This is a genomic window from Mesorhizobium sp. URHB0026 (assembly GCF_054059755.1).
In genome coordinates this window covers 1,287,650-1,312,875 of record NZ_JBSSCN010000001.1, presented here as the reverse complement: position 1 = coordinate 1,312,875, position 25,226 = coordinate 1,287,650, and the positions used below count along the sequence as shown (strand labels likewise).

Sequence of the window (25,226 nt, the reverse complement as noted above, 5' to 3'; positions counted from 1 at the left end):
GCATGAGCGCGCCGTTCCGCATGCGCGAGAACGGCGTCGATCTGTTCGTGCGGCTGACGCCTAAGTCTTCCATGGACCGGCTCGACCTCGTCGAAACATTGGCGGACGGACGCAGTCACGTGAAGGCGCGGGTCCGCGCCGTGCCGGAAAATGGCGCCGCCAATCAAGCGCTGGAGAAGCTGGTCGCCAGGGCGCTGGGTGTTCCGGCATCGGCCGTTTCGGTCGTTGCCGGCGGTACGGCCCGCCTCAAGACGTTGAGGATATTGGGCGATCCGGAGGCGCTGGTGACAGCTGTCGGAGCGCTTTTCCAAAATTGAGATGCAGGCGGGACAGCGCCCCCTCCGTCCTGCCGGACGCGGTCCTGCGCTGTCGCTCCGGGCGTTCGTCGTTCGGAAAGCAAGCCAATTGGCTTTCCGTCCACTGCGCGGACCAGTCCTCACCCGCTTGGGGCGAATTGGCAGATTTTTTCGGCGCCGGCTCGTCAGTCGCCCAGCGGCAAACGCGGGTCGTCGACCTTCAGCGTGTTCACGCTCTGCTTGATGCGGCGCAGGTTCTCCAGCACCTTCGGGCCGCGTGTCTCGGCGACCGAGGTCACGATCATGTCGACGATCGCCAGCAACGCGTAACGTGACGATGTCGGCTTGTAGATGTTGCCGTCCTCGAACGGCTGTAGCTGGATGACAGTGTCGGCGACCTTGGCCAGTGCGGAGTCGGGCGCGGTGACCGCCACCGTGGCGGCCCCATATTGTTGCGCGACCTGCACCGCCTCAATGACCGAGCGCGCATAGCCGGAGACCGAGAAGGCGACCACGGTGGTGTCTGGCGTGGCAACGGCGGCATACATGCGCTGCAGCTGTCCGTCGATCTGTGCCAGAACCGACAGGCCGAGCCTGAACAGCCGGTTCTGCATTTCGGTCGCCATCATCGAGGAAATGCCACCCGAACCTATGCACAGCACATTGCCTGATGCCGCAAGGCGCGCGGCGACGTCGACCAGCGTCGTCATGTCGAGGTTCTCGCTGGCGCGCTGGATGGCTGAAACAGCCGCTTCGGTGATGGCCGACGCAATGCGCTGTTCGCGGGCGTCGCGGCTCAATGGCTCCGGCGACAGATACTGGCCGCCGATGGCGATGGCTTGGGCCAGATAGAACTTGAAGTCGCGCAACCCCTCGCAGCCGAGATTGCGGCAGAAGCGGGTGACCGTCGGTTCGCTGACGCTGACCCGCGCGGCGATGTCGGAGATCGCGGCCTTGGAGGCGAAGTCGAGGTCGGACAGGACGAGGTTTGCCAGGCGGCGATCCGACTTGGTGCCGTCCTGCGACATCAGCTGCAGCCGCGTGATGATGTCGGCCGGCGTCTTCATGTCCGAGTTTCCGTCGTCATCTCAGCGGCAGGCCCGTCGCCGTGTCGAACAGATGGATGTTGCCTGGGTCGACCGAGACCGGCAGCAGGTCGCCCGGCCGCACCGGCACCCGGTCGCGGAACACGGCGCGCACCGGATCAGTGCCAATGGCGCCGTAGACATGGGTTTCGGAACCGGTCGGCTCGACCACGTCAACCTTGAGCGTCATGGTATCAGTGGCTTCACCGACGATGAAATGCTCCGGCCGGATGCCCGCCTCAACGGCACTGCCTGCCGGCACCGGGTCCCCGGCAAGCGCAAGCCGGCCGCCGCCGACCGACTCGAACCAGGTCGTCCCGGGCGTCGTCTTCAGTGCCCCGGACACAAAACTCATCGACGGCGAGCCGAGGAAGCCGGCGACGAACTTGTTGGCCGGCCTGTCATAGAGCTCCAGCGGCGGCCCGACCTGCTGGATCCTGCCGCGGTCCATCACGACGATGCGATCGGCCATGGTCATGGCCTCGATCTGGTCGTGGGTGACGTAGACTATGGTGGATTTCAGCCGCTGGTGCAGCGCCTTGATCTCGGTGCGCATCTGCACGCGCAACTGCGCGTCCAGATTGCTGAGCGGCTCGTCGAACAGGAACACCGAGGGTTCGCGCACGATGGCGCGGCCCATGGCGACACGCTGGCGCTGGCCGCCCGAGAGCTGGCGGGGATACCGGTCGAGATAGGAGAACAGGTTGAGGACGCCGGACGCCTTCTTGACCTTCTGGTCGATGGCGGTGCGGCTCTCGCCCCGGATTTTCGGACCGAAGCCGATATTGTCGGAAGCCTTCAGATGCGGGAACAGCGCGTAGGACTGGAACACCATGGCGATGTTGCGCTGCTGCGGCGGCAGGTCGTTGGCGCGCGTGCCGCCGATCAGGAGGTCACCGGAACTGATGGTCTCCAGGCCCGCCAGCATGCGCAGCAAGGTCGACTTGCCGCAGCCGGACGGGCCGACGAGCACGACGAACTCGCCGCTCTTGATGTCGAGGCTGATCTCCTCGAGGATCTTGTGCTGGCCGAAGGATTTCGAGAGGTTGCGAAACAGGACGTCGGTCATGGTCACGCTCCCAATATGTCGTCGATGAACGGCAGGCAGCCGGCGGTCAATCCCGCATCGACGGGCATCACCACGCCTGTTACGCCCGAGGCGCGGTCCGAGGCAAGGAAAGCCACCGCTTCGGCGACTTCCGAGGCGTTGACGATGCGGCCGAGCGGATAGAGCCGCTGCAGCTTGCCGATTATGTCAGGGTTCTTGGCAAGGCGATGGTCCCAGGCGGCGGTGCGGATCGATCCGGGGCAGATTACATTGGCGCGCACGCCGCTACGGCCGAGTTCGACGGCGATCGACTTGGCATAGGCGTTGATGCCGGCCTTGGCGGCGGCGTAGGCCGGATTGCCGAAATGCGCGATGGCGTTGACGGAAGAAATGAAGACGACGCTGCCCGAACCGCGTGCAGCCATCGCCTTAACCAGCGGGTCGGCGAAAGTCATCACACCGGTCAGGTTGAGGTCGAGTTCATGTTCGATCGTGTCCGCCGTCAGCGCATCGAGCGTTTCGGCGCGCGTCCAGCCGGCATTGTTGATCAGGATATCGGGCACGCCGTCCCGGTCGAGAACAGCGGCGATCCCCGCCTCGATGGAAGCCCGGTCGAGAAGGTCGAAGACATGCCGCGAGGCAAGGTGCGGGCTCGCCAGCGCCTCCCCGGATTGGTCGCAGCCGACCACCCGCGCGCCCCTGCCGGCCAGCAGTGCGACAATCGCCGAGCCAAGGCCGCCACCGGCGCCGGTGACGACGGCGGTCCTGCCTTCGAATTCGGCTCTCGAAACCACGGCGCTTGCTCCTCCCTCAAGTCACGCAGATGCCGGAGAGGCTAAAGACCAGGATGTAATTTAGCAACATATTAATCCGCTTGCCAGCGGCGAATTCATCGATAATGTAGGAAAGTCACATAAACCTTGTGCCGGCGGCACAAGGAGCGCGAATGCGCGAAACAATGGGAGAGATCGGATGAACCTTGCGAAATGGACTGCCGGCCTGATGGCCGGAATGGGCATTCTGGCCTTCGCGGCGCAGGCAGAGGCCGGCGAAGTGCGGGTCACCGTCGCCGAATACAGCGCCAAGACCGGTCCGTATTTCGAGCAGGTCAAGAAGGAGTTCGAGGCGAAGAACCCTGGCATCACGGTCAAGTTCGAGGTGGTGCCATGGGATGTGCTCTTGCAGAAGCTAACCACCGACATCACCGCCGGCACCAACGCCGATCTGTCCATCATCGGCACGCGCTGGCTGATCGACTTCGTCCAGCAGGACGTCGCCGAGCCGCTCGACAGCTACATCACGCCTGACTTCAAGGGTCGCTTCATCGACACCTTCCTGTCGCCCTCGATCATGGGCGGCAAGACCTACGGCCTGCCGATCGCCGCCTCGGCGCGCGCCATGTATTACAACAAGGAGTTGTTCGAGAAGGCCGGCATAGCCAAGCCACCGGCAACCTGGACCGAATTGCAGGAGGATGCTCGCAAGATCAAGGCGCAGGGTGCTTTCGGTTTCGGCCTTCAGGGCAAGGAGATCGAGACCGACGTTTATTACTACTACGCGATGTGGTCGCAGGGCACCGAGATCCTCAACAAGGACGGCACGTCGGGCCTGAGCACGCCGGGCGCGCTCGAAGCGGCGAAGCTCTACAAGTCGATGATCGACGAGGGGCTGACGGAGCCCGGCGTCACCTCCAACAATCGCGAGGACGTGCAGAACCTGTTCAAGCAGGGCAAGGTCGGCATGATGATCACGGCGCCCTTCCTGTCCAACCAGATCAAGGACGAGGCGCCGAGCCTCAAATATGGCGTTGCCGCCATCCCGGCCGGTCCTACCGGTGCGCGCGGCACCTACGGCGTCACCGACTCCATGATCATGTTCAAGAACTCCAAGAACAAGGATGAGGCCTGGAAGCTGATGGACTTCCTGTTCACCACGGAACAGCGCGCCAAGTTCACGCAGGGCGAAGGATTCCTGCCGGTGAACAAGGAAGAGGCCAAGATGGACTATTACATCAACAACGCGGATCTGGCCGCCTTCACCGCGCTCTTGCCTGATGCCCGCTTCGCGCCGGTCATCCCAGGCTGGGAAGAAGTTGCCCAGATCACGTCGGATGCCATGCAGAAGATCTATCTTGGCGGCGATCCCGAGGCAGGCTTGAAGGAAGCGGCGGCCAAGGCCAACGCAGTGCTGAAGAAGTAGGGCGTATCTCCCTGCGTCCGTGGCGCGCGCCAAATTCAGGCGGGGCGCGCCACTCTTCTAATATGCAACGGCTCGCCGCGTGCAAGCGAGGAAGGTCGATAGGGCAATCCCTCAGGCAAAGGACAAAATCGGCGATGTCGGCGCCGCCCCTCATTGCACTGCCGGGCATTTTTCCGCGTATAGTGACTGGGAGAAAGGCCTGGCGGCAGCCTCGGCGCCATTCCTGCGAGGCCGGAGATTGGCGAAAGCGGTGGCGACGGCGCCCCCTCTCCCCGTCACTATACGGGGAGAGGATGCCGGCGGGCAGGTGAGGGGCGGCACTGACGTCGGAAAGAGTTCGAAACCGAGCGCCTAGGGCCAACTGGGCGAGCCAGCGCCACCAATACCTCGCAACATGGTCCCAAATCAGCCGATGCAAAATCGCCTCCTGCCCTATCTCCTGACCTTGCCCAGTCTGTTCCTGGCGGCGGTGGTCATCTTCTGGCCGGTCTGGGACCTGATCCAGATCGCCACGCATGACGTCAATCGCTTTGGTCAGCTGCGCGAGTTCAGCGGTCTTGCCAATTTCGCCGCGCTGACAGCCGATCCCGACTTCGTCGCCGCCCTCTGGCGCACAGGGCTATGGACGGTGCTGGTGGTTGGCGGCGCGTTGCTGCTCTCGGTCCCGGTGGCGATGATCCTCAATACCGATTTCTATGGCCGTGGCCTTGCCCGCGTCATCATCATGCTGCCCTGGGCAGTGTCGCTGACCATGACGGCCGTGGTCTGGCGCTGGGCGCTGAGCGGTGAAAGCGGCATGCTGAATTCGGCGCTGATCGGACTTGGCCTGATCGACCACAACATCCAGTGGCTTGCGAGCGCCGAGACGGCGTTTCCAATGCAGGTGCTGATCGGCATATTGGTGACGGTGCCGTTCACCACGACGATCTTTCTCGGCGGCCTGTCCTCGATCCCGGACGATCTCTATGAGGCGGCGGCGCTCGAAGGGGCAACGCCGCTCCAGCAGTTCCGCGAGATCACCTTTCCGCTTCTGAAACCCTTCATCAACATCGCCATCGTGCTCAACACCATCTACGTCTTCAACTCGTTCCCGATCATCTGGGTGATGACGCAGGGCGGGCCGGCCAACTCGACCGACATCCTGGTCACCCACCTCTACAAGCTGGCATTCCGTATCGGCAAGCTCGGCGAGGCTTCGGCGGTCTCGCTGGTGATGTTCGCCATATTGCTGATCTTCACCATGATCTATGTGCGCCTTGCCATGCGGGAGCAACGCGCATGAAGGCCAAGCTGAAGCGCACCGTCATCGCCTGGCTGCTGCTGGCTCCCTTGATCGTGGTGACGATCTTTCCCTTCGCGGTGATGTTCCTGACAGCGGTCAAGCCGCGTACCGAAGTGCTGACGCCGACCTGGTGGCCGAGCGAGTTCCGGTGGTCGAATTTTGCCGACATGTGGGTGGCGACCGGCTTCGGCCGGGCGCTGGCCAATTCGCTCTATGTGTCTGTCATCGCCACCGTCGGCGCCATCCTCATATCCGTCCCGGCGGCCTATGCAATGTCGCGCTTCCGCTTTGCCGGCTATGGAGCGTTCCGCCAGTTCCTGCTGATCTCCCAGATGATCTCGCCGATCGTGCTGGTGCTCGGCCTGTTCCGGCTGATGGCTGCCTGGGGACTGGTCGAATCGACCACCGCGCTCGGCTTCATCTACATGGCCTTCAACGTCGCCTTCACCGTTTGGATGCTGCAGAGCTATTTCGACACCATTCCGCGCGACCTTGAGGAGGCGGCCTGGATGGAAGGCGCCGGCCGCTGGCTGACGCTACGAAAAGTGTTTCTACCGCTCTGCCTGCCGGCGATCGCGGTGACGGCGATCTTCACCTTCATCAATGCCTGGAACGAATTCGTCGTGGCGCTCACCATGCTGCGTAGCCAGGAGAGCTATACGCTGCCGATCCAGGTGTTCTCGCTGGTTGCCGGGCGCTACACGATCGAATGGCACCACGTCATGGCGGCGACGCTGCTGGCGACGCTGCCGGTGGCGATCCTGTTCATCTGGCTGCAGCGCTATCTCGTCCGGGGGCTGGCGCTCGGGGCTGTCAAATAGCAATCCCAGCACCTCTAGGAAAAGTGCCCAGCGGTTTTCCGTCCGGAATTGCGAAACAACAAGAAGTCCACGGAGTTTTCATGCGTATCTTCACCGCCTCGCTGGCGACGGAAACCAACACCTTCTCGCCGGTGCCAACCGACCGGGCCTCTTTCGAGATGGCGTTCTATGCCGGGCCGGGCAAGCATCCGGAAACGCCGACCCTGTGCTCCTCGCCGATCGTGGCGCTGCGCCGCCGCGCGGCCGCCGAAGGCCTGACCGTGATCGAGGGCACCGCCACCTGGGCCGAGCCTGGCGGCCTCGTGCAGCGGCAGACCTATGAGGCGCTGCGCGATGAGATCCTCGATCAACTGAAGGCTGCATTGCCGGTCGATGCCGTTATTCTGGGCCTGCACGGGGCCATGGTGGCGCAAGGCTATGACGACTGCGAGGGCGACCTGCTGGAGCGCGTGCGGGGCATTGTCGGGCCTGAGGTGGTGATTGCCTGCGAGTTCGATCCGCACAGCCATCTGACGCCGAAGCGCGTGGCGGCGTCAGACATCATGGCCTATTTCCTCGAATTCCCGCACACTGATTTCTACGAGCGCGGCGAGCATGTCGTCGAGCTTGGCCTGGCTGCGGCGCGCGGCGAAATCAAGCCGGTCATCTCAACTTTCGACTGCCGCATGATCCAGGTGCTGCCGACCAGCCGCGAACCGATGCGCTCCTTCGTCGACCGCATCAAGGCGCTGCACGGCAAGGACGGCGTGCTGTCGGTCTCGGTCATCCACGGCTTCATGGCCGCCGACGTGCCCGAAATGGGCACGCGCCTCCTTGTCGTCACCGACAATGACAAGGCCAAGGGCGATGCGCTGGCGGAGCGGCTCGGACGCGAGCTCTATGCCATGCGCGAAACGACCGCGATGACGATGCTGAGTACGGCCGACGGCATCGATCGGGCTCTGGCCGTGCGCAAGGAAAAGCCGGGCAAGCCGGTGGTCATTGCCGATATCTGGGACAATCCCGGCGGCGGCGTTCCCGGCGACGGCACCGTCGTGCTGCGCCAGATGCTGGCGCGGGGCCTGGACAAATTCGGCGTGGCGACGATCTGGGATCCGATCGCGGTGACTTTCTGCCAGGCTGCCGGCGAGGGCGCGGTCATCGACCTGCGCTTCGGCGGCAAAGCTGGCGCCCAGGCGGGCGAACCGATCGACGCACGCGTCAAGGTGCTGAAAGCGGTTGCCGAGGGTTGGCAGAGTTTTGGCCCGAGCCGGGTGACATTGGGGCCATCAGCGGTGGTGCGCATCGAGGGCACCGAAGTCGATGTGATCCTGAATACCAATCGCACCCAGACCTTCGAGCCGGATGTCTTCTCCAACATCGGCATCGATCCGCTGTCGAAAGACATTTTGCTGATCAAGTCGACAAACCATTTCTACGCCGGCTTCGAGCCGATCGCCGCCGAGATCATCTATGTCGCGGCGCCGAGTTCCTATCCCAGCAATCCGGCGGCGACGAATTACACGAAGCTGGCGCGGCTAGTGTGGCCAAGGGTGGCCGATCCCTGGAAGGGTGCCGCGGGCGACGCTGCCAATCTCCCCCACGAACGGCATGATTGCTAGTCACACCAATCCGCGCTTGACCATCATCGCTGCCGGCGACGGCATTTTGCCGCGAAACGCGGTGTAGAGCTCTTCCGGATCCTTCGAGCCGCCGGCGGCGTAGATGTTCTTCCTCAGCCGCTCGGCCAGCGCCGGGTTGAAGGGGTCTCCGGTTTCCTCGAAGGCGGCGAAAGCATCGGCGTCCAGCACCTCCGACCACATGTAGGAATAGTAGCCGGCCGAATAGCCCTCGCCGGCGAAGACATGGCCAAAATGCGGGGTGCGATGGCGCATGGCGATGGTATCCGGCATATGCAGGGTCGCAAGCGTTTCGGCCTCGAAACGAAGCGGCTCTTCCGGCGCGTCGGGCCGTGCATGGTAGGCCATGTCCATCAAGGCAGAGGCGGTGAACTCGACGGTGGCGAAGCCGGCGCCGAAGGTGCGCGTGGCCAGCATCTTGTCGAGCAGCGCTTTCGGCATCGGCTTGCCGGTCTTGACATGCAGCGCGTGCTTTTCCAGAACCGCCGGCACCGTCAGCCAGTGCTCGTAGAGCTGCGAGGGCAGTTCGACGAAGTCGCGGCTGACCGAGGTGCCCGACACCGATGGCCAGGTGACGTCGGTCAGCATGCCATGCAGCGCATGGCCGAATTCGTGGAACAAGGTCTTCGCCTCGTCGACGGACAGCAGGGCCGGTTCGCCCGCTGGCGGCTTGGCGAAGTTCATGATGTTGTAGATCACCGGCTTCGAGCCATGGCCAAGCTTATAACCGGACTTCAGCGCGCTCATCCAGGCGCCGGAGCGTTTTGACGGCCGCGCGAAATAGTCGGCGAGGAACAGGCCGCGCTCACTGCCGTCGGCATTTTTGACCACGAAGACGCGCGCGTCCGGATGCCAGGCGGCGATGCCCTTCTTCTCCTCGAACGTGATGCCGAACAACCGTGTCGCGACGTCGAAGCAGGCGTCGATGACGCGGTCGAGCTGCAGATAGGGTTTCAGCTCCGCCTCATCGAAAGCGAACTTCTCGGCGCGCAGCTTCTCCTGGTAGAAGCGCCAGTCCCAGGCGGCGAATTTTTCGTTGCTGCCGGCCTCGGCGGCCAGACGCTCCAGCTCTTTCTGGTCGGCGGCGGCCTTTTCCAGTGCCCTTTCCCAGACCGGATCGAGCAGCGCATGCACCGCCTTCGGTGTCTTGGCCATGGTGTCGTCGAGCTTGAGCGCGGCGAAGGAGGCGTAGCCGAGCAGCTTCGCCTTTTCGGCGCGCAGCTTCAGCATGTCGCGCACCACGGATGTGTTGTCTGACGCACCGCCGTTCTGGCCGCGCATGGTGAAGGCACGATAGGCGATCTCGCGCAGGTCGCGGCGGTCGGAGAAGGTCGTGAACGGCTCATAGATCGAGCGCGACAGGGTTACGGCGTAGCGGCCCTTCCGGCCGCGCATCTCGGCGGCCTCGGCCATCGAGCTTTTCACGAAATCCGGCAGGCCGGCGAGATCGGCCTCGTCGAGGAACAGCGCCCAGTCGCGCTCATCGGCCAGCACGTTCTGACCGAAAGTCGTGCCGAGCGACGACAGCTCCTCGTTGATTTTGGCCAGCCGCGTCTTGCCGTCGGCGTCGAGCTTGGCGCCGGAACGGACGAAGCCTTTCCAGGTCTTCTCCAGGACGCGCAGCGTCTCGGGATCGAGGTTTAGGCTCTCGCGGCGCCGGTAGAGATCGTCGATGCGGGCAAACAGCTTCTCGTTCATCGAGATGGCCGAGAAGTGCCGCGACATCTTCGGCGAAATGTCACGCTCCAGCGCCTGGATGGTCTCGTTGGTGTAGGCGCCGGCGCGGCACCAGAAGATCGACGAGACATGATCCAGCGCCTCGCCCCCGAGCTCAAGCGCGGCAAGCGTGTTCTCGATGCTCGGCGCAGCCTTGCTGCTTGATATCGCGTCGATCTCGGCCTCATGCGCCTTCAGCGCGGCGTCGAAGACGGCGGAGAAATCACCGTCGCCAATATGGGCGAAATCGGGCAGGCCGAGCGGGCGTCGCCACGCGGTCAGCGGATGAGCGGCGAGATCGACGGCTTTCGGTGAGGGCATGGAGGGTCTTTCGCTGGCGTCAGGAAGGAGGGTGTCACCGATGTAGGGCGCGCTTCGCGAGCCCGCAATATGCCAGTGGCCGCTGCGCCTCAGTAGCCCTCGCAGTTTTCAGCGATTGCCGCCTGAGAATTGGCGGTGATTCGGTTGTCGCTCACCGCGAAGGTTTCCTGCATCAGCATGTCGTTGTTGGGGAAGTCGTAGCAGGCGATCACGGTGGTGACCCCGCCTTCGGTCCTCTCGATGCGATGGCGGATCGCGGCTCCCGCAACCGCACCTTTCCATTCGTCGAGCGAGGCTATGAATTCCAGCTTGCTCTGGACAACGCCGAGGTCGTCAAGCTTGATGCGGACGTCGTCGGCGAGCAGGTCCGTCAGCTCGGTGCGATCGGCGACCAGCAGCGCCGAATACCAGCGGCTTATAATGGCGCGGTCATCGGCGCGAGCAGCAACGATCGCTATCATCAGCGCGGCCGCCGTGAAAACGACCGGCCGGACGTTCATTGCCTGGCGCGCCGTACCGTTCATTCCAGCACCGGCCGCTCGAAATCGCCGGTCTCCTTGTTCATCACCCAGAGCTCGCCGGTCGAAATATCGAACCAGGCTCCGTGCAGCGACAGCCGCCCCTTGCCCTCGAGGATCGAGACGCAGGGAAAGGTCCTGAGATTGGCGAGGGAGTAGCGGATCGAAATGCGCTCCAGGGCGGTCTGGCGTTCCGTCGCCGTCATGAAGGTGCTGGCCGACACCGTCTCGGCGGCTGGCGCGATCAGACTCATCCATTTACCGATGAAGTCGCCGGGAGACAGCGGCGCGGAGTTGGGGTCGAGCGCGGCCCGGATGCCGCCGCAGCGGCCGTGGCCCATGACCACGATATTCTTGACCTTGAGGCTCTGCACGGCGAATTCGAGCGCGGCCGAGGTCGAATGAAACTCGCCGTCCGGCTCGTAAGGCGGCACCAGATTGCCGACATTGCGCAAGACGAAGAGTTCGCCGGGGCCGGCGTCGAAGATCGCCTCGGGCGCGGATCGCGAGTCGCAACAGGCGACGATCATGGTCTCGGGCGCCTGGCCTTCGCGGGCGAGCTCGCGATAGCGGCCGCTCTCGGTGAGGTAGCGGCCGTTCATGAAATTGCGGTAGCCGGCGAGGAGGTGTTCGGGAAGATGAGGCATGGGCGGCTAAGGCCTTTCCGGGTTGGAGGCGGCAGCTCGTTGCGGTCGAGGAAAGCCTCTAACGGCAAAAGCCCGCTACGAGCAATGCGGAATTGTAGGAGCTAGCCATAAATGCCATGCGCCAAAGCGGGACGCGCGCTGACATTGTCACGCCCAGATAGCGACCGGTATGCCAAAACCGTCAGCGCTAGGCGGGTCGGGAAACGGCTTCGCGTCGCCGCTGGCGATGCGGCCGGCAATCAGCATCATGGCGGCCGCATCGAGGAAATCGTCAGCGGCCGCACCACGTGGCGGCGGCCGGTCGAGGAAATCCATGTCATAGCCATGCCGGCAAAGCAGCGCCTTGCGCTCCGCCATGCCGGCCGGATTGACGCTGCCCTTGATCTTCTTCGGCAACAGCATGGCGTGATCGCCGTTCAGGCGGCAGAAGGCGACTTCCGGATGCGATTCGAAGATGCGACCGCGCAGTTCGGGCCGGACGATCAGCAATGTGTCGATCTCGCGGATTTTCGAAAAGATGCCGAAGGCCTGGATGGAAACGCCGCGCGGCGGGTTGGATGTGGCCTTGGCCACTTCGCTTGCCCTGATATGCGCCGCGTACCAGGCTTTGATCGTGTTGAAGCCGCTGGTGTCGGCATAGAGCGCGGCCCGGGACGGGATCGAAAAGACGCTGGACTGGCGAGCCCCAAGCAGCGGCCGCACCAGCGCTTCCGGCCCGCGCCCGCCCTTTTGCGAAAATTCCGGTAGACCGATCGGCATGTCGACGGCGACGATCGCGTCATCGGGGATCGCCGCCAGCAGGGCGGTGAACGAAGGGAAGACATCGACCGAAGGCGCGGCGTCCGGGTTACGAAGTGTCGGCCCGGGTTCGCTCCGCACGGCGATCCAGCCGGCCTTGCAGCCATCGGCGCCGACGAGCACGACCTTGGCCGGCGTCACGCCCGGCGGTCCCGCCCCGGATGCGTGAGGTGACGAAGCTGGACCATGGCCATCGGGTGCGACAGACTCTGCGCGTCGGTTTCGAGCTGCAACTCGTCGCCGCCGCGTTTTGCCGTGCGCGCCAGGATCTCGTAGACCGCCGCCGTCGTGGACTGCAGGGCCTTGATCGCCGGCTGGCCGGACAGGATGCGCGCCAGGTAGACCGCCGCGGTCAGGTCGCCAAGGCCGTTCGGCGGCTTGTCGATCAGGCGATGTTCGGCCAGCAGCGCCTGGGTGCCGTCGAGCAGCAGATTGCCGGTGCCGCCTGACATCATCGACGGTGCCGAGGTGACCAGCATGGTCGACGGTCCGGCATGGAGTGCGGCCGAGATCACCGATTTCAGATCGGGCAGCGGCGCGCCGGCCATCCATTCCAGCTCGTAGCGGTTGGGGGTAGCGATGTCGGCGATCGGCATCAGCCAGTCGCGCATGGCGGCGGCGGTGGGCTCGGGCACGTAGAGGCCGCCGGAATCACCCATCACCGGATCGCAGATATAAACGGCATCGGGCGTCCTCGCCTTGACCGCGGCCACCAGCGAGGCGACCGCCTCGGCCTGGCCGGCCTCGCCGAGATAGCCCGACAGCACGGCCCCGACCTCGCCCAGCCACGGCGCGCGCTCCAGATCGGCCATCAACGCCTTGAACTGGTCGAGCGGCGGCACAATGCGGGTCGCGCGGCCATGGCCGGGGTGCCAAGGCAGGGTGACCGTAGGTACGGCCCAGACCGGAAAGCCCAGTGTCTCCAGCGCGAAGACGGCCGCGCGGTTGCCGACGGAGCCGCGGGCGACATGGCTGGATATGACGATGACCGCGCGCGGCGCGTCGGTTTTTTCGGCGCTCATTGTTTCTTGATTCCTAGCTGCCCCGGGTGAGGAAAAGCACGAGCCAGACCATCAGGCCCAGCGCCAGAAGCAGGCCGAGTATCCTGCCAACGCGCGTGCCCCAGACTTCAATCGGATCCGTGCGGTCGGCATCGGCCGCCGAGACGTGGTCGCGCACGCCTTTCGTCGTCCGTGCCACGAAAGAATTGCCGGCCGGATCGGTCTCCTGCGCGACGCGCTGGAGGATACGGCGCGATTCACTGTCGCTGTCCTGGCGTTTCGCCATGGTGATATCCCGTTCTGATCGAACCTTATCGCGTTCACCGGGCCAATCACAGGGCCTTGGGGCGGGCACAATTCATGCCGAGTCTGCTTCAGAGACCGAGTCCGTTTTCTTGCGCGCCGATTGTGGTAATGCTTCGGATGCAACTTTCTATCGAGGGATCCCTTCATGCTTGCCCAGCGCCTTGCTCGACCATCGACATTTCGCACGCTGCCCGCCTTCCTGATGATGGCAATCGTGCTGCCGCTGCTTGCCGGCTGCGGCTACAACACGATCCCGACGGCGGAAGAAAACGCCAGGGCGGCATGGAGCGAGGTGTTGAACCAGTATCAGCGACGCGCCGACCTCATTCCCAATCTGGTCGAGACGGTCAAGGGCTATGCCTCGCATGAAAAGGACACGCTCGACGCCGTTGTCCAAGCGCGCGCCAAGGCAACGCAGATCACGGTGACGCCGGAAACGCTGAAGGACCCGGAAGCCCTCAAAAAGTTTCAGGATGCCCAGGCCGGGCTGACTAGCGCGCTGTCGCGGCTGATCGCAGTGTCGGAAGCCTATCCCGACCTTAAGGCCAACCAGAATTTCCTGGCGCTGCAGGCGCAGCTCGAAGGGACGGAGAACCGCATCGCCGTCGCCCGCCGCGACTACATCCAGGCCGTCAGGGACTACAATTTGACACTGAAGACCTTCCCGTCGGTGCTGTGGGCGACATTCTGGTTCCGCGGCAGCGAGCCCTTCGCCAACTTCACTGTCGACGAGGACAAGATGCAGCCGCCGAAGGTCGATTTCGGCACGAAGCAGGGCGGGTGAACGGCGACCGTCACCGGAACAAATTCCGCTAAAAGACGGACCGCCGGCGTGCAAACACCCCCCTCTGTCCTGCTGCACATCTCCCCCTCAAGGGGGGCGCTGCGGAACGCCTACCTTTCCTTTGTTGGCCTTCTTGCCGGCATCCTCTTCCTCCCGTTCGCCGCCTTCGCCGCCGATCTTCCGGCTCTGACAGGTCGCGTCGTCGACAATGCCGGCATCATCGATGCCGGCACACGTGCCACGCTGACCCAAAAACTCGCCGAGCTCGAAACCAAGGGCTCGGACCAGATCGTCGTCGCCACCATCCCCAGCCTCGGCGGCGAGGAGATCGAGCCCTACGCCAACCGGCTGTTCCGCTTCTGGAAGCTCGGCCAGGCCAAGGAGAATAACGGTGTCCTGCTCCTGGTTGCGCCAAACGACCGCAAGATGCGCATCGAGGTCGGGTACGGGCTGGAAGGCACGCTGACCGACCTGCACACCAAGCTGATCATCGAAAACGACATGGTGCCGGCCTTTCGCGCCGGCGATTTCCCGGGCGGCATCTCCAAGGCCGTCGACGACATGATCATGGTGCTGAACGGCAATCCGGAAGAACTGGAAGCGCGCGGCAAACGGAACGAGCAAGCACCCTTCAATTCCGACGACCTGTTCTTCGCCATTTTCATCGGCATCTGGGCGATCATTTTCTTCGGCAGCATCGCGGCCTCGGTGCTGCCGCCGATCTTCGGCCAGAAACTCGGGCCCGGGCGCTATCGCTGGCTTGGCATGACCTTCGAGCCGCACCGGCGATCATCGTCCGGCGGCTGGTCGTCCGGCGGAGGCGGTTGGTCCTCCGGCGGAGGGTCCTCCGGTGGCGGTTTTTCCGGTGGCGGTGGCTCGTCCGGCGGCGGCGGCTCCTCGGGAAGCTGGTAACGCCATGGTCAGAGCTGCCGTCCATTCAATGCCCGGCCAATGCGCTTCGCGGCTGCGCCTGGCCTTAATCATCCTGGCGTCTGTGCTGCTTGCCTCGATCGCCGCCTTCGCCGCCGACCTTCCGGCTCTGACAGGTCGCGTCGTCGACAATGCCGGCATCATCGATGCCGGCACACGTGCCACGCTGACCCAAAAACTCGCCGAGCTCGAAACCAAGGGCTCGGACCAGATCGTCGTCGCCACCATCCCCAGCCTCGGCGGCGAGGAGATCGAGCCCTACGCCAACCGGCTGTTCCGCTTCTGGAAGCTCGGCCAGGCCAAGGAGAATAACGGTGTCCTGCTCCTGGTTGCGCCAAACGACCGCAAGATGCGCATCGAGGTCGGGTACGGGCTGGAAGGCACGCTGACCGACCTGCACACCAAGCTGATCATCGAAAACGACATGGTGCCGGCCTTTCGCGCCGGCGATTTCCCGGGCGGCATCTCCAAGGCCGTCGACGACATGATCATGGTGCTGAACGGCAATCCGGAGGAGTTGGAGGCGCGCGGCCAGCGCAATCCCGCCGGCAGCAGTACTCCCGTGGATCCGGTCGTCGCGGTGTTTCTGATCCTGTGGGCGACGATGTTCTTGGGTGGCCTGGCAATGGCCTTCCTGCCGCCGATGTTCGGCACAAAGCTGTCGCCAGGCGTGTATCGATGGCTGGGCATGACGTTTCGTTATGGCCAGGGTGCGAGTGGATCATCCGGAACCAGCGGTTGGACGAGGTCGTCGGGCGGCGGCTGGTCCTCGGGCGGTTCCGGCAGTGGCTGGTCGTCGGGGTCAAGCAGTGGCGGCGGGTTTTCCGGTGGCGGTGGCTCGTCCGGCGGTGGCGGTTCTTCAGGAAGCTGGTGAGACAAGATCATGGCAACACGACCGATCAGCCCGCAGGATCATGAGCGCATCGCCGCTGCGATCCGCGCGGCCGAAGCGCAAACCGACGGCGAGATCTACTGCGTCGTGGCGCATGCCAGCGAGGGTTACTTAGCTCCCGCGGCCTTGATGGCGACACTCGGCATGCTGGCCGTCAGCCTGGCGGTCGCCTATGGGCTGGAGGCCTGGTGGCTCACCATCCGCCTGCCGCATTTCGTCATCGCTGAGTTGCTGGCCTTGGCCTGCGTGCTGGCCCTGTTGTGGGCGCTCCCCGGCCTGCGCATCCATATGGTGCCGCGTCGGCTGCGCTATCAGGCTGCGCACGCCAATGCGGTCAAGCAGTTCCTCGCCCGCAACGTCCATCGCACCACGGCGCGCACCGGCGTGCTGATCTTCGTATCGATCGCCGAGCGCTACGCCGAAGTGGTCGCCGATTCGGGCATCGACGCCAAGGTCGGCCAGCATGTCTGGGACGGCGTGGTGCGCGATCTGACCGCGCATGCCGGCGACGATCGGCTTGCCGACGGTTTCGTCAAGGCGATCGAGCGGGTGGGGGCAGTGCTGGCCGAACACTTTCCGGTTACTTCGGGCGATACCAACGAGCTCGACGACCATCTGGTCGAAATCTGAAAGCCTACCTAGCAAATGCTACTCAGCCGAACGCCCGACGCGGCTTTCTGGGCTTCCGATGCCACAAACCCTAAAAGCCCGCTGCGCTCCGGGTACTCGAAAGCCACGCCATCCGCCTCGGCTGAGCGCGTTTTCAGGCAGGCTTTGGCCAATGTCGGCAGTGTCATGATTGTCTGTGCGAAAGCGGACCATGGGCCGCCCGGACTCTTGCAATCGGGCGATGCGGGTTTATGGTTAACTAATCATGAATACGCTGACGATCGACATTCGGAAGGCAGACCCGCGCGATGCCGGCGCCATCGCCGAAGTGCACCTCGAGGCTTGGCGCGGCGCGTATAGCGGAATCATTCCGCACCGCACGCTGACATCGATGATCAACCGTCGCGGAAGCGACTGGTGGGCCAACGCCATCCGCCGCGCCGCCACCGTCCTCGTCGTCGAGATCGGCGGCACGATCGCCGGCTATGCGACGATCGGCAAGAACCGCGCCAAGGAGCTCAAGCAGCAGGGCGAGATCTACGAATTGTACCTTCGCCCGGAATATCAGGGCATAGGGCTCGGCAGGCGGCTGTTTTCGGCGGCCAGGGCACGTCTCGCCGACCATGGACTGAAAGGCATGGTGGTGTGGGCGCTGGAAGACAACCAGAACGCACTTTCCTTCTATGCCGGGGCCGGGGGCCGCGACATCGCCGAAGGGGTCGAGATTTTTGAGCAGAAGGCGCTGAAGAAGGTCGCCTTCGTCTGGGACTGACCGCCTGGGGGATGATCGCGGAAGGCGTGGTCGCGGGCTCACGCACATCACGACGCTGAAACATCTTGTGCCGATGATTGAACGGCTCGACCGCCGTCGCGTCTCGTCGGACGCCTGTAAGCACCATTCGCCGCATTGCACCATTTTGCGCCGCCCGCTATCTCCTGCCAATCGAGAGAGGGACAAAAGACATGCGCATCGAAGCCATAGCCACCGGAAAGAATCCGCCTGAGGACGTTAATGTCATCATCGAAGTGCCGATCGGCGGCGAGCCGATCAAGTACGAGATGGACAAGGAGGCCGGCACGCTGTTCGTCGACCGCTTCCTGCACACCTCGATGCGCTATCCCGGCAATTACGGTTTCGTGCCGCACACGCTGTCGGGCGACGGCGACCCGATCGACGTGCTGGTCTGCAACACACGCGCCCTTGTGCCGGGCTGCGTGATCAACGTGCGGCCGATCGGTGTGCTGATCATGGAAGACAATGCCGGCCAGGATGAAAAAATCATCGCGGTGCCGTCGCCGAAGCTGACACTGCGCTACGAGAACGTCACCGAATACACGCAACTGCCCGACATCACGCGCCAGCAGGTGCAGCACTTCTTCGAGCACTACAAGGATCTGGAACCTGGCAAATGGGTCAAGATCGAAGGCTGGCATGATTCCAAATACGCCAAGAAGATGATCATGGACGCGATCGACCGGGCGAAGACGAGCAAGTAGCTCGAGCGGTCAGTTATCGACCCGGCCGAAAGCCGGCACGTCGCCAATCACCACGCGCTTGTCCTTGCCGCAGGCGAAGCCTTTTGCCTTCTCGTCGGCGATCTTGCGCGCTTGGTCATTGGCGGCGGGGTTACCGGTGGCCAGCACCAGGCCGACGGTGCAGCCTTCGCGGGCGTCCATCTGGGCGACCTTGGCGACGAGCAGCACCTCGGTCTTCTTGGTCTCGTCCTCGCCATTGCTGATCGAGCGACGGTGGATGGCCGCGAACGGCACGGCTTTGTCGCCATTGGTTTCGACGCGCCACTCGACCTTGGCTCCGGACGAATTGAAGGCGGAAAAACTTTCCCAGGCGGACGTCATGTCGCCGCCGGGCGGAAAACCATAGAACAGCGATTCGCGGGCGTCGTCATATCCGACCAGTACGGGATAGCCTCGATAGCCGGAGCAGGCGAAGTCGGCCCAGTCGCCGTCGCCCTGCTCGGCCCGCGCATAGGTCACGCAGTCCTTCTTCCAGTCGAGGTCGGTGTAGGTGCTCGATATGTCGCCGGCCTGTGCCGCCTGGCAAAGGCCGGCGAAGGTGAGCGGGATCAACAGGCTGCGCATGGCGGAGATCTCTCTTGGAGGTCGCCCCAGCGTATCGCCAATCGCTATTTCTTCAAGCTGGCTTCGATCAGCAAGTCGGCGTTGCGGGCAACCGACTGCGCGGGTCCGCCGAGGCCGAACAGCTGGCCGCTGATATAGGCGCCTTCGATAAGCAGCAGCAACCCGTCCCCCAGCGTGTCAGGGTCTAGCGCGCCCATCGCAGCCGCCATGGCGCGCAAGCGGCGGCGCAATTCCTGCTTGTTGGCCTCGCTGACGACGCGAGCCGGATGACTGTGGTCGGGATATTCGACCGCCGCATTGGTCATTCCGCAGCCGCGATAGTCCGCCACTTGCGTTCGCTTGCCGATGCGGGTCAGAAAAGCCTTGATCTGAGCGCGCGGGTCACCGGGATTGGCGGCGACGGCCTCGTCGAAACGCTCCCAATATTCAAGATCGTATTGCCTGAGGTAGGAGGCAGCCAGCTCGTCCTTGGAGGGAAAGCTGCGATAGAGGCTGGGCTTGGTGACGCCGGCACGTTTGACGATTTCGTCGACGCCGATCGCCCGGATACCGCGCCGGTAGAACAGGTCATAGGCCACGTCGAGGATCTTCTTGGCGGCCTTGGGTGGCGCCGACGCATGACCGTCGCTGATGGTCGGTTCAATATTTTTGTCGCTTGGCATGATGGGACTCGATTGACAATGTTACCGGTCGGTACGTATACATGCTTCCACCTTGCAACGTACCGGTCAGTAACATGATAGCTCAATCCCGTCCCTTTGGCCAGCGCTACGCTTTCGTCGTGGTGGGCGTCATCTTCCTTTGCTTGCTGATCGCGGCCGGCCTGCGCTCGGCGCCTTCGGTCATGATGCTGCCGCTCGAAAACAGTTTCGGCTGGCGGCGCGACGTCATTTCGCTCGCCGCGGGCGTCGGCATCCTGCTCTATGGGCTGACCGGTCCGTTCGCCGCGGCGCTCATGGAACGCATCGGCCTGCGCCGCACGCTGTTGGCGTCGCTGGTGGTGATGTCGGCTTCGACCACGCTCAGCCTGCTGATGACCAAGCCATGGCATCTGTTCATCACCTGGGGCGTTTTTTCCGGCATCGGATCCGGCGCTGTCGCCAGCGTCCTTGGCGCCACCATCGTCAACCGCTGGTTCAAGACCAATCGCGGTCTTGTCATGGGGTTGATGTCGGCCTCCAGCGCCACCGGCATGCTGATTTTCCTGCCGCTGATCGCCTCGCTTGCCCAGACAGGCGGCTGGCAGCCTGTCGTCATCGCTGTCGCGATCGCCACCGCGGCATTGATCCCTCTGGTCTGGTTGCTGGTGCCAGAGCGCCCGTCCTCGATCGGCATGGTGCGTTATGGCGCCGAGGCGGATGATGTGCCGCCGACTTCGCCCGCGTCACAGGGCAATTTCTTGGCGCATACGCTCAACACGCTGCGCCGCGCCGCCGGGACGCGGGTTTTCTGGTACCTGTTCGCCACCTTCTTCGTCTGCGGCTTCACCACCAACGGGCTGGTCGGCACGCATCTGATCGCCTTCTGCGGCGACATGGGCATCGGCGAGGTGCAGGCGGCCGGCCTGTTGTCGATGATGGGTATTTTCGACCTGATCGGCACGACGCTGTCCGGCTGGCTCACCGATCGTTACGATCCGCGCAAACTGCTCGGCGTCTACTATGCCATCCGTGGCCTGTCGCTGATCTATTTGCCCTATTCCGGCTTCTCGGCAACCAGCCTGATCATCTTCGCCGTGCTCTATGGTCTCGACTGGATCGCCACCGTGCCGCCGACTTTAAGGCTCGCCAACGAAGCCTTCGGCGACCGCAGCGGGCCGATCGTGTTCGGCTGGATCGTGGCAGGCCATCAGGTGGGTGCCGCCACCGCCGCCGCCTTCGGCGGCACGATGCGTGAACTGCAAGGCAATTACGAACTGGCGTTCCTGATCGCCGGCATGACGGCGATCGCGGCGGCCTGTATTTCGCTCCTGATCAACACCAGCCAGCCGGCCTTCGATCCGGAACCGCAGCCGGCTTGAGGCGCGTCCATGTTCAGGTAAGGCCGGCCTGCAAACAGCGGCTTCCTGCGCTTCCAGTTCTACTGCGTTGCAGTAGAACTGTGCTCACGTACAAAATGTACGCTCCGCTCCGGTTCTCTAATCCACCATTTTCGGCTCGGCCTGACCTGAACCTCAACACATCTCAGCGTGTAAGGACAGGCGCGAACGATCAATCGGGGTAGCAGACCATTGGAATGTTGGGCCAAACCGCGCTATCGCAGTTTGCGCTGGCCTGTCTCTGCTTGAAGGCGGCACTGACCGGGCCGGTCACCACCGGGTCGACGCCGTCGGGCGCGTCGGCAAAGGCCTGCTGCGCGGAAGGCGAGTTATCCGGCAAGACGGGCCGCGTTTCCTTCAGCGTCGCGGCCGACTGCGCGGCGTTGGCCGCAAGCAGCATCGCAAAGGCGGCGGAAGCGATAAGCGGCCAAAATCGGTTGAGTCTATCGGTCATGACGTTCGAACTGTCCGGGCCCTGAAAAGGTTCCCGCCTTGGTTAACAAAATCATTTCACACGCAGATGCTTAAGATTTGATGAGTATTTGGTGTCGCGCGTCCCCTTTCGCAACTGCGAAAAACCCTGTATGAGCCGCGCAACCGAAAGAGGCAGCGCCTTTGGCCTGCTGCCTGCAACGCTTCCGAGACCAGAATCATGAACCTCCGTAATATCGCGATCATCGCGCACGTCGACCATGGAAAGACCACCCTGGTCGACCAGCTTTTGAGACAGTCCGGCTCCTTCCGCGACAACCAGCGCGTCGCCGAGCGTGCCATGGATTCCAACGATCTCGAAAAGGAGCGCGGCATCACCATCCTGGCCAAGGCGACCTCGGTCGACTGGAAGGACACGCGCATCAATATCGTCGACACGCCCGGTCACGCCGATTTCGGCGGTGAGGTCGAGCGCATCCTGTCGATGGTGGATTCGGCAATCGTGCTGGTCGATGCCGCCGAAGGCCCGATGCCGCAGACCAAGTTCGTCGTCGGCAAGGCGCTGAAGGTGGGCTTGAGGCCGATCGTCGTCATCAACAAGATCGACCGGCCGGACGCGCGCCATGTCGAGGTGGTCAACGAGGTGTTCGACCTGTTCGCCGCGCTTGACGCCACCGACGAGCAGCTCGACTTCCCGATCCTCTATGGTTCGGGCCGCGATGGCTGGGTGTCGGAAAATCCGGAAGGCCCGAAGGACCAGCAGCTTGCGCCGCTGTTCGACCTCGTCATCAAGCATGTGCCGGCGCCGACTGTTCATCCCGGCCCGTTCCGCATGATCGGCACCATCCTGGAAGCAAACCCGTTCCTCGGCCGCATTATCACCGGCCGCATCGAGAGCGGCACGCTGAAGTCCAACCAGGCGGTCAAGGTGCTGCACAATGACGGCACCCAGATCGAGACAGGCCGCATCTCCAAGATCCTTGCCTTCCGTGGCCTCGAGCGCCAGCCGATCGAAGAAGCGCAGGCGGGTGACATCGTCGCCATTGCCGGCCTGTCGAAAGGCACCGTCGCCGACACGTTCTGCGACCTGGCGGTGACCGAGGCGCTGCATGCACAGCCGATCGATCCGCCGACCGTGACCATGTCCTTCCTCGTCAACGACAGCCCGTTGGCCGGCACCGAAGGCGACAAGGTCACCAGCCGCGTCATCCGTGACCGTCTGCTGCGCGAGGCCGAAGGCAATGTCGCGCTGAAAATCGAAGAATCGCCCGACAAGGATTCGTTCTTCGTTTCCGGCCGCGGCGAATTGCAGCTCGCCGTCCTGATCGAGACCATGCGCCGCGAAGGTTTCGAGATCGCCGTCTCGCGTCCGCGCGTCGTCATGCAGAAGGGCGAGAACGGCGAATTGCTGGAGCCGGTCGAGGAAGTCGTCATCGACGTCGACGAGGAGCATGCCGGCGTCGTCGTGCAGAAGATGTCGGAGCGCAAGGCCGAAATGGTCGAGCTGCGTCCCTCGGGCGGCAATCGCCAGCGCATCGTGTTCCACGCGCCGACGCGCGGCCTGATCGGCTACCAGTCGGAACTGTTGACCGATACGCGCGGCACCGCCGTGATGAACCGGCTGTTCCATGCCTACGAGCCCTATAAGGGCGAGTTGCCTGGTCGCACGAACGGCGTGCTGATCTCCAACGAACAGGGCGAGTCGGTGGCTTACGCCATGTGGAACCTCGAAGACCGCGGCCCGATGGTCATCGATCCCGGCGTCAAGGTCTATCAGGGCATGATCATCGGCATCCACAGCCGGGACAACGATCTCGAAGTGAACGTGCTGAAGGGCAAGAAGCTGACCAACATCCGCGCCGCCGGCAAGGACGAGGCGGTCAAGCTCACCCCGCCGATCCGCATGACGCTGGAGCGCGCGCTGGCCTGGATTCAGGACGACGAACTGGTCGAAGTGACGCCGAAGACCATTCGCCTGCGCAAACTCTATCTCGACCCGAACGAGCGCAAGCGTTTCGAGAAGTCGTCGAAGGCGGTCGGCGCGGCGTAAGGTTTGCTTTTCCGAGTTTGAGAGGGTGGAGCACTTGTGCTCCGCCTTCTTTCGTTCATCCACCAGCGGCCGAGATGATGGTCCGCCGGTCGGGCTCGCTGGCGAGATCGATGCGGATTGTCACTCCCTCTCGGACCGGTTTGCGCAGGGCCTTTGCTCCATCCGGCTCGATGGTCAGCAGCCTCCGCTCATCCAACGCCTGAAGCCGCGACCGCGAGATGCCGAGTTCGTTGGCAAGCAGCCGGTCGAGCCTCAACGATACCGGTACTTCCAGACCGAGCCGAAGTTCCAGCGCCGTCGCGCCTTGCTTAATCCCGCCGATCACCCGCTTGCGCACGACGGCGTCAGGAAACTGTTAGACGCGTCCCACCTGGTTGCGCAGGGCGACGATGTCGAAGGCATGGCTCCGGACCAGTGCCGGATCATTGCTTTCGAGCGCCGCCAGCAGTGCCGGCGCGATATCGCGCCGGTTGCAGCGCTCGAGAATGCCGAAATTCCAGGAATTGTCGCAGTCGACGCAGCGGTAGATCAGCCACACGTCGATGCGCTTGCCGTTGGCGTTGACGCGGAATTTCTCGCTGCAGCGATAGGCTTTCACGAAGCCGCAGCGATTGCAGTTGATCAGGGGGCGTGGTGCGATTTCAGGCGCGATCGTCCAGTGGATGCGCAGGGCCGAAGACATGCCGGTAAGTCCTTCCCGTTGGGAAGTTCATCCGGTCGGCGCTATCGAGATGCCCATGTGGGCGCGGCGTGGCGGGTGGCTGCGGAGATTGTGATGTCAGGTGTCGCTAGCGGAAAGCCGAGCGACAGCGGTTCAGCAATGCCAAACCGGTCTCGAACCGCCGCCCAGAGGAACACATGAAAATTGCAAACGGGCACCGCTGATCCGGCGCCATGCAGGTGTGTCGGGGGAGTTGACGAGACCGGTGGTTACTGGGGCAAAGTGAAGCTCGAAATTGTTTCGCGGCGGCCCTTCTAGCGGCGTGACGCTGGGGCTGCAAGGGGCTCCCCAAGCCACGCTGTAGAGACAGCGGCCATGGTCCATATTGTCTTGCCTTTGCCAGAGACCCAGCTGTCGGGTTATTGTGATTGATGGAGCCCTGACGCAGAGACCCTCGCCATGCACCTCGCCTCGCTGCTGATCTTCGCCGCCGCCTTGTTCGTGGCCGCCGGTTCGCCTGGCCCATCGATCGCGGCGCTTGTCGCGCGCGTTATCTCGAAGGGGTTTCGCGATGTGTTTCCGTTCCTGCTTGCCATGTGGATCGGCGAAGGCATCTGGCTGTCTCTGGCGGTGTTTGGGCTGGCCGTGGTGGCACAGACCTTCCATCTCGCTTTCGTCGTCGTAAAATGGGTCGGCGTTCTCTACCTGGCCTATCTTGCCTGGAAGATGTGGACGGCGCCGGTCGACGCCAAGGACGGCGAGATGCCGCGTGAGGATTCGGCCGGCAAGCTTTTCTTCGCCGGCATGGCCGTCACGCTCGGCAATCCCAAGATCATGATGTTTTACCTGGCGCTGTTGCCGACCATCATCGACCTCGCTTCGGTTGGTCTCGTCGGCTGGGTCGAACTGACGGCGACCATGGCGGTGGTGCTGATCGCCATCGATCTCGCCTGGGTGCTCGCCGCCTCGCAGGCGCGCAAGCTCCTCAGGAGCAAGCGCGCCATGAAGATCGCCAACCGCGTCAGCGCCACGACGATGGCCGGTGCGGCGGCGGCCATCGCGGCGCGGTAAGG

At 63.6% G+C, this 25,226-nt stretch carries 26 protein-coding genes and 1 pseudogene; 14 read left to right on the top strand and 13 right to left on the bottom strand.

Features of this window, described 5'->3' with window-relative positions; genetic code table 11:
- The first annotated feature begins 2 nt into the window (after positions 1–2).
- Positions 3–317 carry a DUF167 family protein gene (locus ACVWWD_RS06585; protein WP_023771815.1) on the top strand — a complete coding sequence of 105 codons (315 nt, stop codon included), beginning with the start codon at positions 3–5 and terminating at the stop codon, positions 315–317.
- Positions 318–481: 164 nt separating this feature from the next.
- Here the strand turns inward: ACVWWD_RS06585 and ACVWWD_RS06580 are convergent, their stop codons facing one another.
- Genes ACVWWD_RS06580 through ACVWWD_RS06570 form a run of 3 tightly spaced genes read right to left on the bottom strand, consistent with a single transcriptional unit; the run spans position 482 to position 3,223 of the window.
- Positions 482–1,363, bottom strand: coding sequence for a MurR/RpiR family transcriptional regulator (locus tag ACVWWD_RS06580; RefSeq protein ID WP_023784189.1), 882 nt, complete (start codon positions 1,361–1,363; stop codon positions 482–484).
- A gap of 16 nt (positions 1,364–1,379) precedes the next feature.
- Positions 1,380–2,450, bottom strand: coding sequence for an ABC transporter ATP-binding protein (locus ACVWWD_RS06575; RefSeq protein WP_023784190.1), 1,071 nt, complete (start codon positions 2,448–2,450; stop codon positions 1,380–1,382).
- 2 nt (positions 2,451–2,452) lie between these two features.
- Positions 2,453–3,223: an SDR family NAD(P)-dependent oxidoreductase gene (locus ACVWWD_RS06570; protein ID WP_352552980.1), complete on the bottom strand. Its 771-nt coding sequence runs from the start codon at positions 3,221–3,223 to the stop codon at positions 2,453–2,455.
- 178 nt (positions 3,224–3,401) lie between these two features.
- Here ACVWWD_RS06570 and ACVWWD_RS06565 point away from each other — a divergent pair, with 178 nt between their 5' ends.
- From ACVWWD_RS06565 to ACVWWD_RS06550, 4 genes are all read left to right on the top strand, one after another.
- Positions 3,402–4,628: an ABC transporter substrate-binding protein gene (locus tag ACVWWD_RS06565; RefSeq protein ID WP_023771811.1), complete on the top strand. Its 1,227-nt coding sequence runs from the start codon at positions 3,402–3,404 to the stop codon at positions 4,626–4,628.
- Between the two features lie 412 nt (positions 4,629–5,040).
- A complete protein-coding gene (locus tag ACVWWD_RS06560; protein ID WP_352552977.1) occupies positions 5,041–5,910 on the top strand; it encodes a carbohydrate ABC transporter permease in 870 nt (289 codons plus the stop codon).
- Positions 5,907–6,731 (top strand): carbohydrate ABC transporter permease, encoded by an 825-nt coding sequence (locus ACVWWD_RS06555; RefSeq protein ID WP_023771809.1) that lies wholly within the window; start codon positions 5,907–5,909, stop codon positions 6,729–6,731. Before ACVWWD_RS06560 ends, ACVWWD_RS06555 begins: the two co-directional genes overlap by 4 nt.
- An 80-nt stretch (positions 6,732–6,811) precedes the next feature.
- The gene (locus ACVWWD_RS06550) at positions 6,812–8,332 is read left to right on the top strand and encodes a M81 family metallopeptidase (protein WP_457102965.1); all 1,521 of its coding nucleotides are present in this window, start codon (positions 6,812–6,814) and stop codon (positions 8,330–8,332) included.
- On the opposite strand, the gene ACVWWD_RS06545 is transcribed toward ACVWWD_RS06550, so the two are convergent.
- The 6 genes from ACVWWD_RS06545 to ACVWWD_RS06520 form a co-directional block, all read right to left on the bottom strand.
- Positions 8,333–10,387, bottom strand: coding sequence for a M3 family metallopeptidase (locus ACVWWD_RS06545; protein ID WP_457102964.1), 2,055 nt, complete (start codon positions 10,385–10,387; stop codon positions 8,333–8,335).
- 89 nt (positions 10,388–10,476) lie between these two features.
- A complete protein-coding gene (locus ACVWWD_RS06540; protein ID WP_352552552.1) occupies positions 10,477–10,911 on the bottom strand; it encodes a nuclear transport factor 2 family protein in 435 nt (144 codons plus the stop codon).
- Complete coding sequence (locus ACVWWD_RS06535) at positions 10,908–11,552, bottom strand: carbonic anhydrase (RefSeq protein WP_023771805.1); 645 nt, start codon at positions 11,550–11,552, stop codon at positions 10,908–10,910. The genes ACVWWD_RS06540 and ACVWWD_RS06535 overlap by 4 nt, the downstream gene beginning before the upstream one ends.
- Before the next feature lie 147 nt (positions 11,553–11,699).
- Positions 11,700–12,491, bottom strand: coding sequence for a DUF429 domain-containing protein (locus ACVWWD_RS06530; RefSeq protein WP_352552555.1), 792 nt, complete (start codon positions 12,489–12,491; stop codon positions 11,700–11,702).
- Complete coding sequence (gene pdxY, locus ACVWWD_RS06525) at positions 12,488–13,372, bottom strand: pyridoxal kinase PdxY (RefSeq protein WP_023771803.1); 885 nt, start codon at positions 13,370–13,372, stop codon at positions 12,488–12,490. The genes ACVWWD_RS06530 and pdxY overlap by 4 nt, the downstream gene beginning before the upstream one ends.
- 13 nt (positions 13,373–13,385) lie before the next feature.
- Positions 13,386–13,637 (bottom strand): hypothetical protein, encoded by a 252-nt coding sequence (locus ACVWWD_RS06520; RefSeq protein ID WP_023771802.1) that lies wholly within the window; start codon positions 13,635–13,637, stop codon positions 13,386–13,388.
- Positions 13,638–13,802: 165 nt separating this feature from the next.
- Here ACVWWD_RS06520 and ACVWWD_RS06515 point away from each other — a divergent pair, with 165 nt between their 5' ends.
- The 6 genes from ACVWWD_RS06515 to ppa all read left to right on the top strand — a co-directional run bounded on the left by ACVWWD_RS06515 (position 13,803) and on the right by ppa (position 18,369).
- Entirely contained in the window at positions 13,803–14,441 is a 639-nt protein-coding gene (locus ACVWWD_RS06515; RefSeq protein WP_352552560.1) for a LemA family protein, read from the top strand.
- Positions 14,442–14,540: 99 nt separating this feature from the next.
- Positions 14,541–15,353, top strand: a complete 813-nt coding sequence (locus tag ACVWWD_RS06510; protein WP_457103617.1) for a TPM domain-containing protein — start codon at positions 14,541–14,543, stop codon at positions 15,351–15,353.
- 28 nt (positions 15,354–15,381) lie between these two features.
- A complete protein-coding gene (locus ACVWWD_RS06505; RefSeq protein WP_435054043.1) occupies positions 15,382–16,245 on the top strand; it encodes a TPM domain-containing protein in 864 nt (287 codons plus the stop codon).
- A 9-nt stretch (positions 16,246–16,254) separates the two neighbouring features.
- On the top strand, positions 16,255–16,893 hold the full coding sequence (locus ACVWWD_RS06500; protein ID WP_023771799.1) for a TPM domain-containing protein: 639 nt from the start codon (positions 16,255–16,257) through the stop codon (positions 16,891–16,893).
- 244 nt (positions 16,894–17,137) lie between these two features.
- Entirely contained in the window at positions 17,138–17,644 is a 507-nt protein-coding gene (locus ACVWWD_RS06495; RefSeq protein ID WP_352552564.1) for a GNAT family N-acetyltransferase, read from the top strand.
- A 191-nt stretch (positions 17,645–17,835) separates the two neighbouring features.
- Entirely contained in the window at positions 17,836–18,369 is a 534-nt protein-coding gene (gene ppa / locus ACVWWD_RS06490) for an inorganic diphosphatase (protein ID WP_023771797.1), read from the top strand.
- A gap of 9 nt (positions 18,370–18,378) precedes the next feature.
- Here the strand turns inward: ppa and ACVWWD_RS06485 are convergent, their stop codons facing one another.
- Complete coding sequence (locus tag ACVWWD_RS06485) at positions 18,379–18,972, bottom strand: hypothetical protein (protein WP_352552567.1); 594 nt, start codon at positions 18,970–18,972, stop codon at positions 18,379–18,381.
- 44 nt (positions 18,973–19,016) lie between these two features.
- Entirely contained in the window at positions 19,017–19,634 is a 618-nt protein-coding gene (locus ACVWWD_RS06480) for a TetR/AcrR family transcriptional regulator (RefSeq protein WP_023784201.1), read from the bottom strand.
- A gap of 74 nt (positions 19,635–19,708) precedes the next feature.
- Here ACVWWD_RS06480 and ACVWWD_RS06475 point away from each other — a divergent pair, with 74 nt between their 5' ends.
- The gene (locus ACVWWD_RS06475; RefSeq protein ID WP_352552570.1) at positions 19,709–20,992 is read left to right on the top strand and encodes an MFS transporter; all 1,284 of its coding nucleotides are present in this window, start codon (positions 19,709–19,711) and stop codon (positions 20,990–20,992) included.
- Between the two features lie 190 nt (positions 20,993–21,182).
- Here the strand turns inward: ACVWWD_RS06475 and ACVWWD_RS06470 are convergent, their stop codons facing one another.
- Positions 21,183–21,464 (bottom strand): hypothetical protein, encoded by a 282-nt coding sequence (locus ACVWWD_RS06470; RefSeq protein ID WP_031241339.1) that lies wholly within the window; start codon positions 21,462–21,464, stop codon positions 21,183–21,185.
- Between the two features lie 198 nt (positions 21,465–21,662).
- On the opposite strand from ACVWWD_RS06470, the gene typA reads away from it, so the two are divergent.
- The gene (typA, locus tag ACVWWD_RS06465; RefSeq protein WP_023771793.1) at positions 21,663–23,492 is read left to right on the top strand and encodes a translational GTPase TypA; all 1,830 of its coding nucleotides are present in this window, start codon (positions 21,663–21,665) and stop codon (positions 23,490–23,492) included.
- Between the two features lie 55 nt (positions 23,493–23,547).
- Here the strand turns inward: typA and ACVWWD_RS06460 are convergent.
- Positions 23,548–24,174 (bottom strand): annotated as a pseudogene (locus tag ACVWWD_RS06460) (DUF1062 domain-containing protein).
- A gap of 438 nt (positions 24,175–24,612) precedes the next feature.
- Between ACVWWD_RS06460 and ACVWWD_RS06455 the strand changes: the two are divergent.
- Positions 24,613–25,224 (top strand): LysE family translocator, encoded by a 612-nt coding sequence (locus ACVWWD_RS06455; RefSeq protein ID WP_352552573.1) that lies wholly within the window; start codon positions 24,613–24,615, stop codon positions 25,222–25,224.
- The last annotated feature ends 2 nt before the right edge of the window (positions 25,225–25,226 follow it).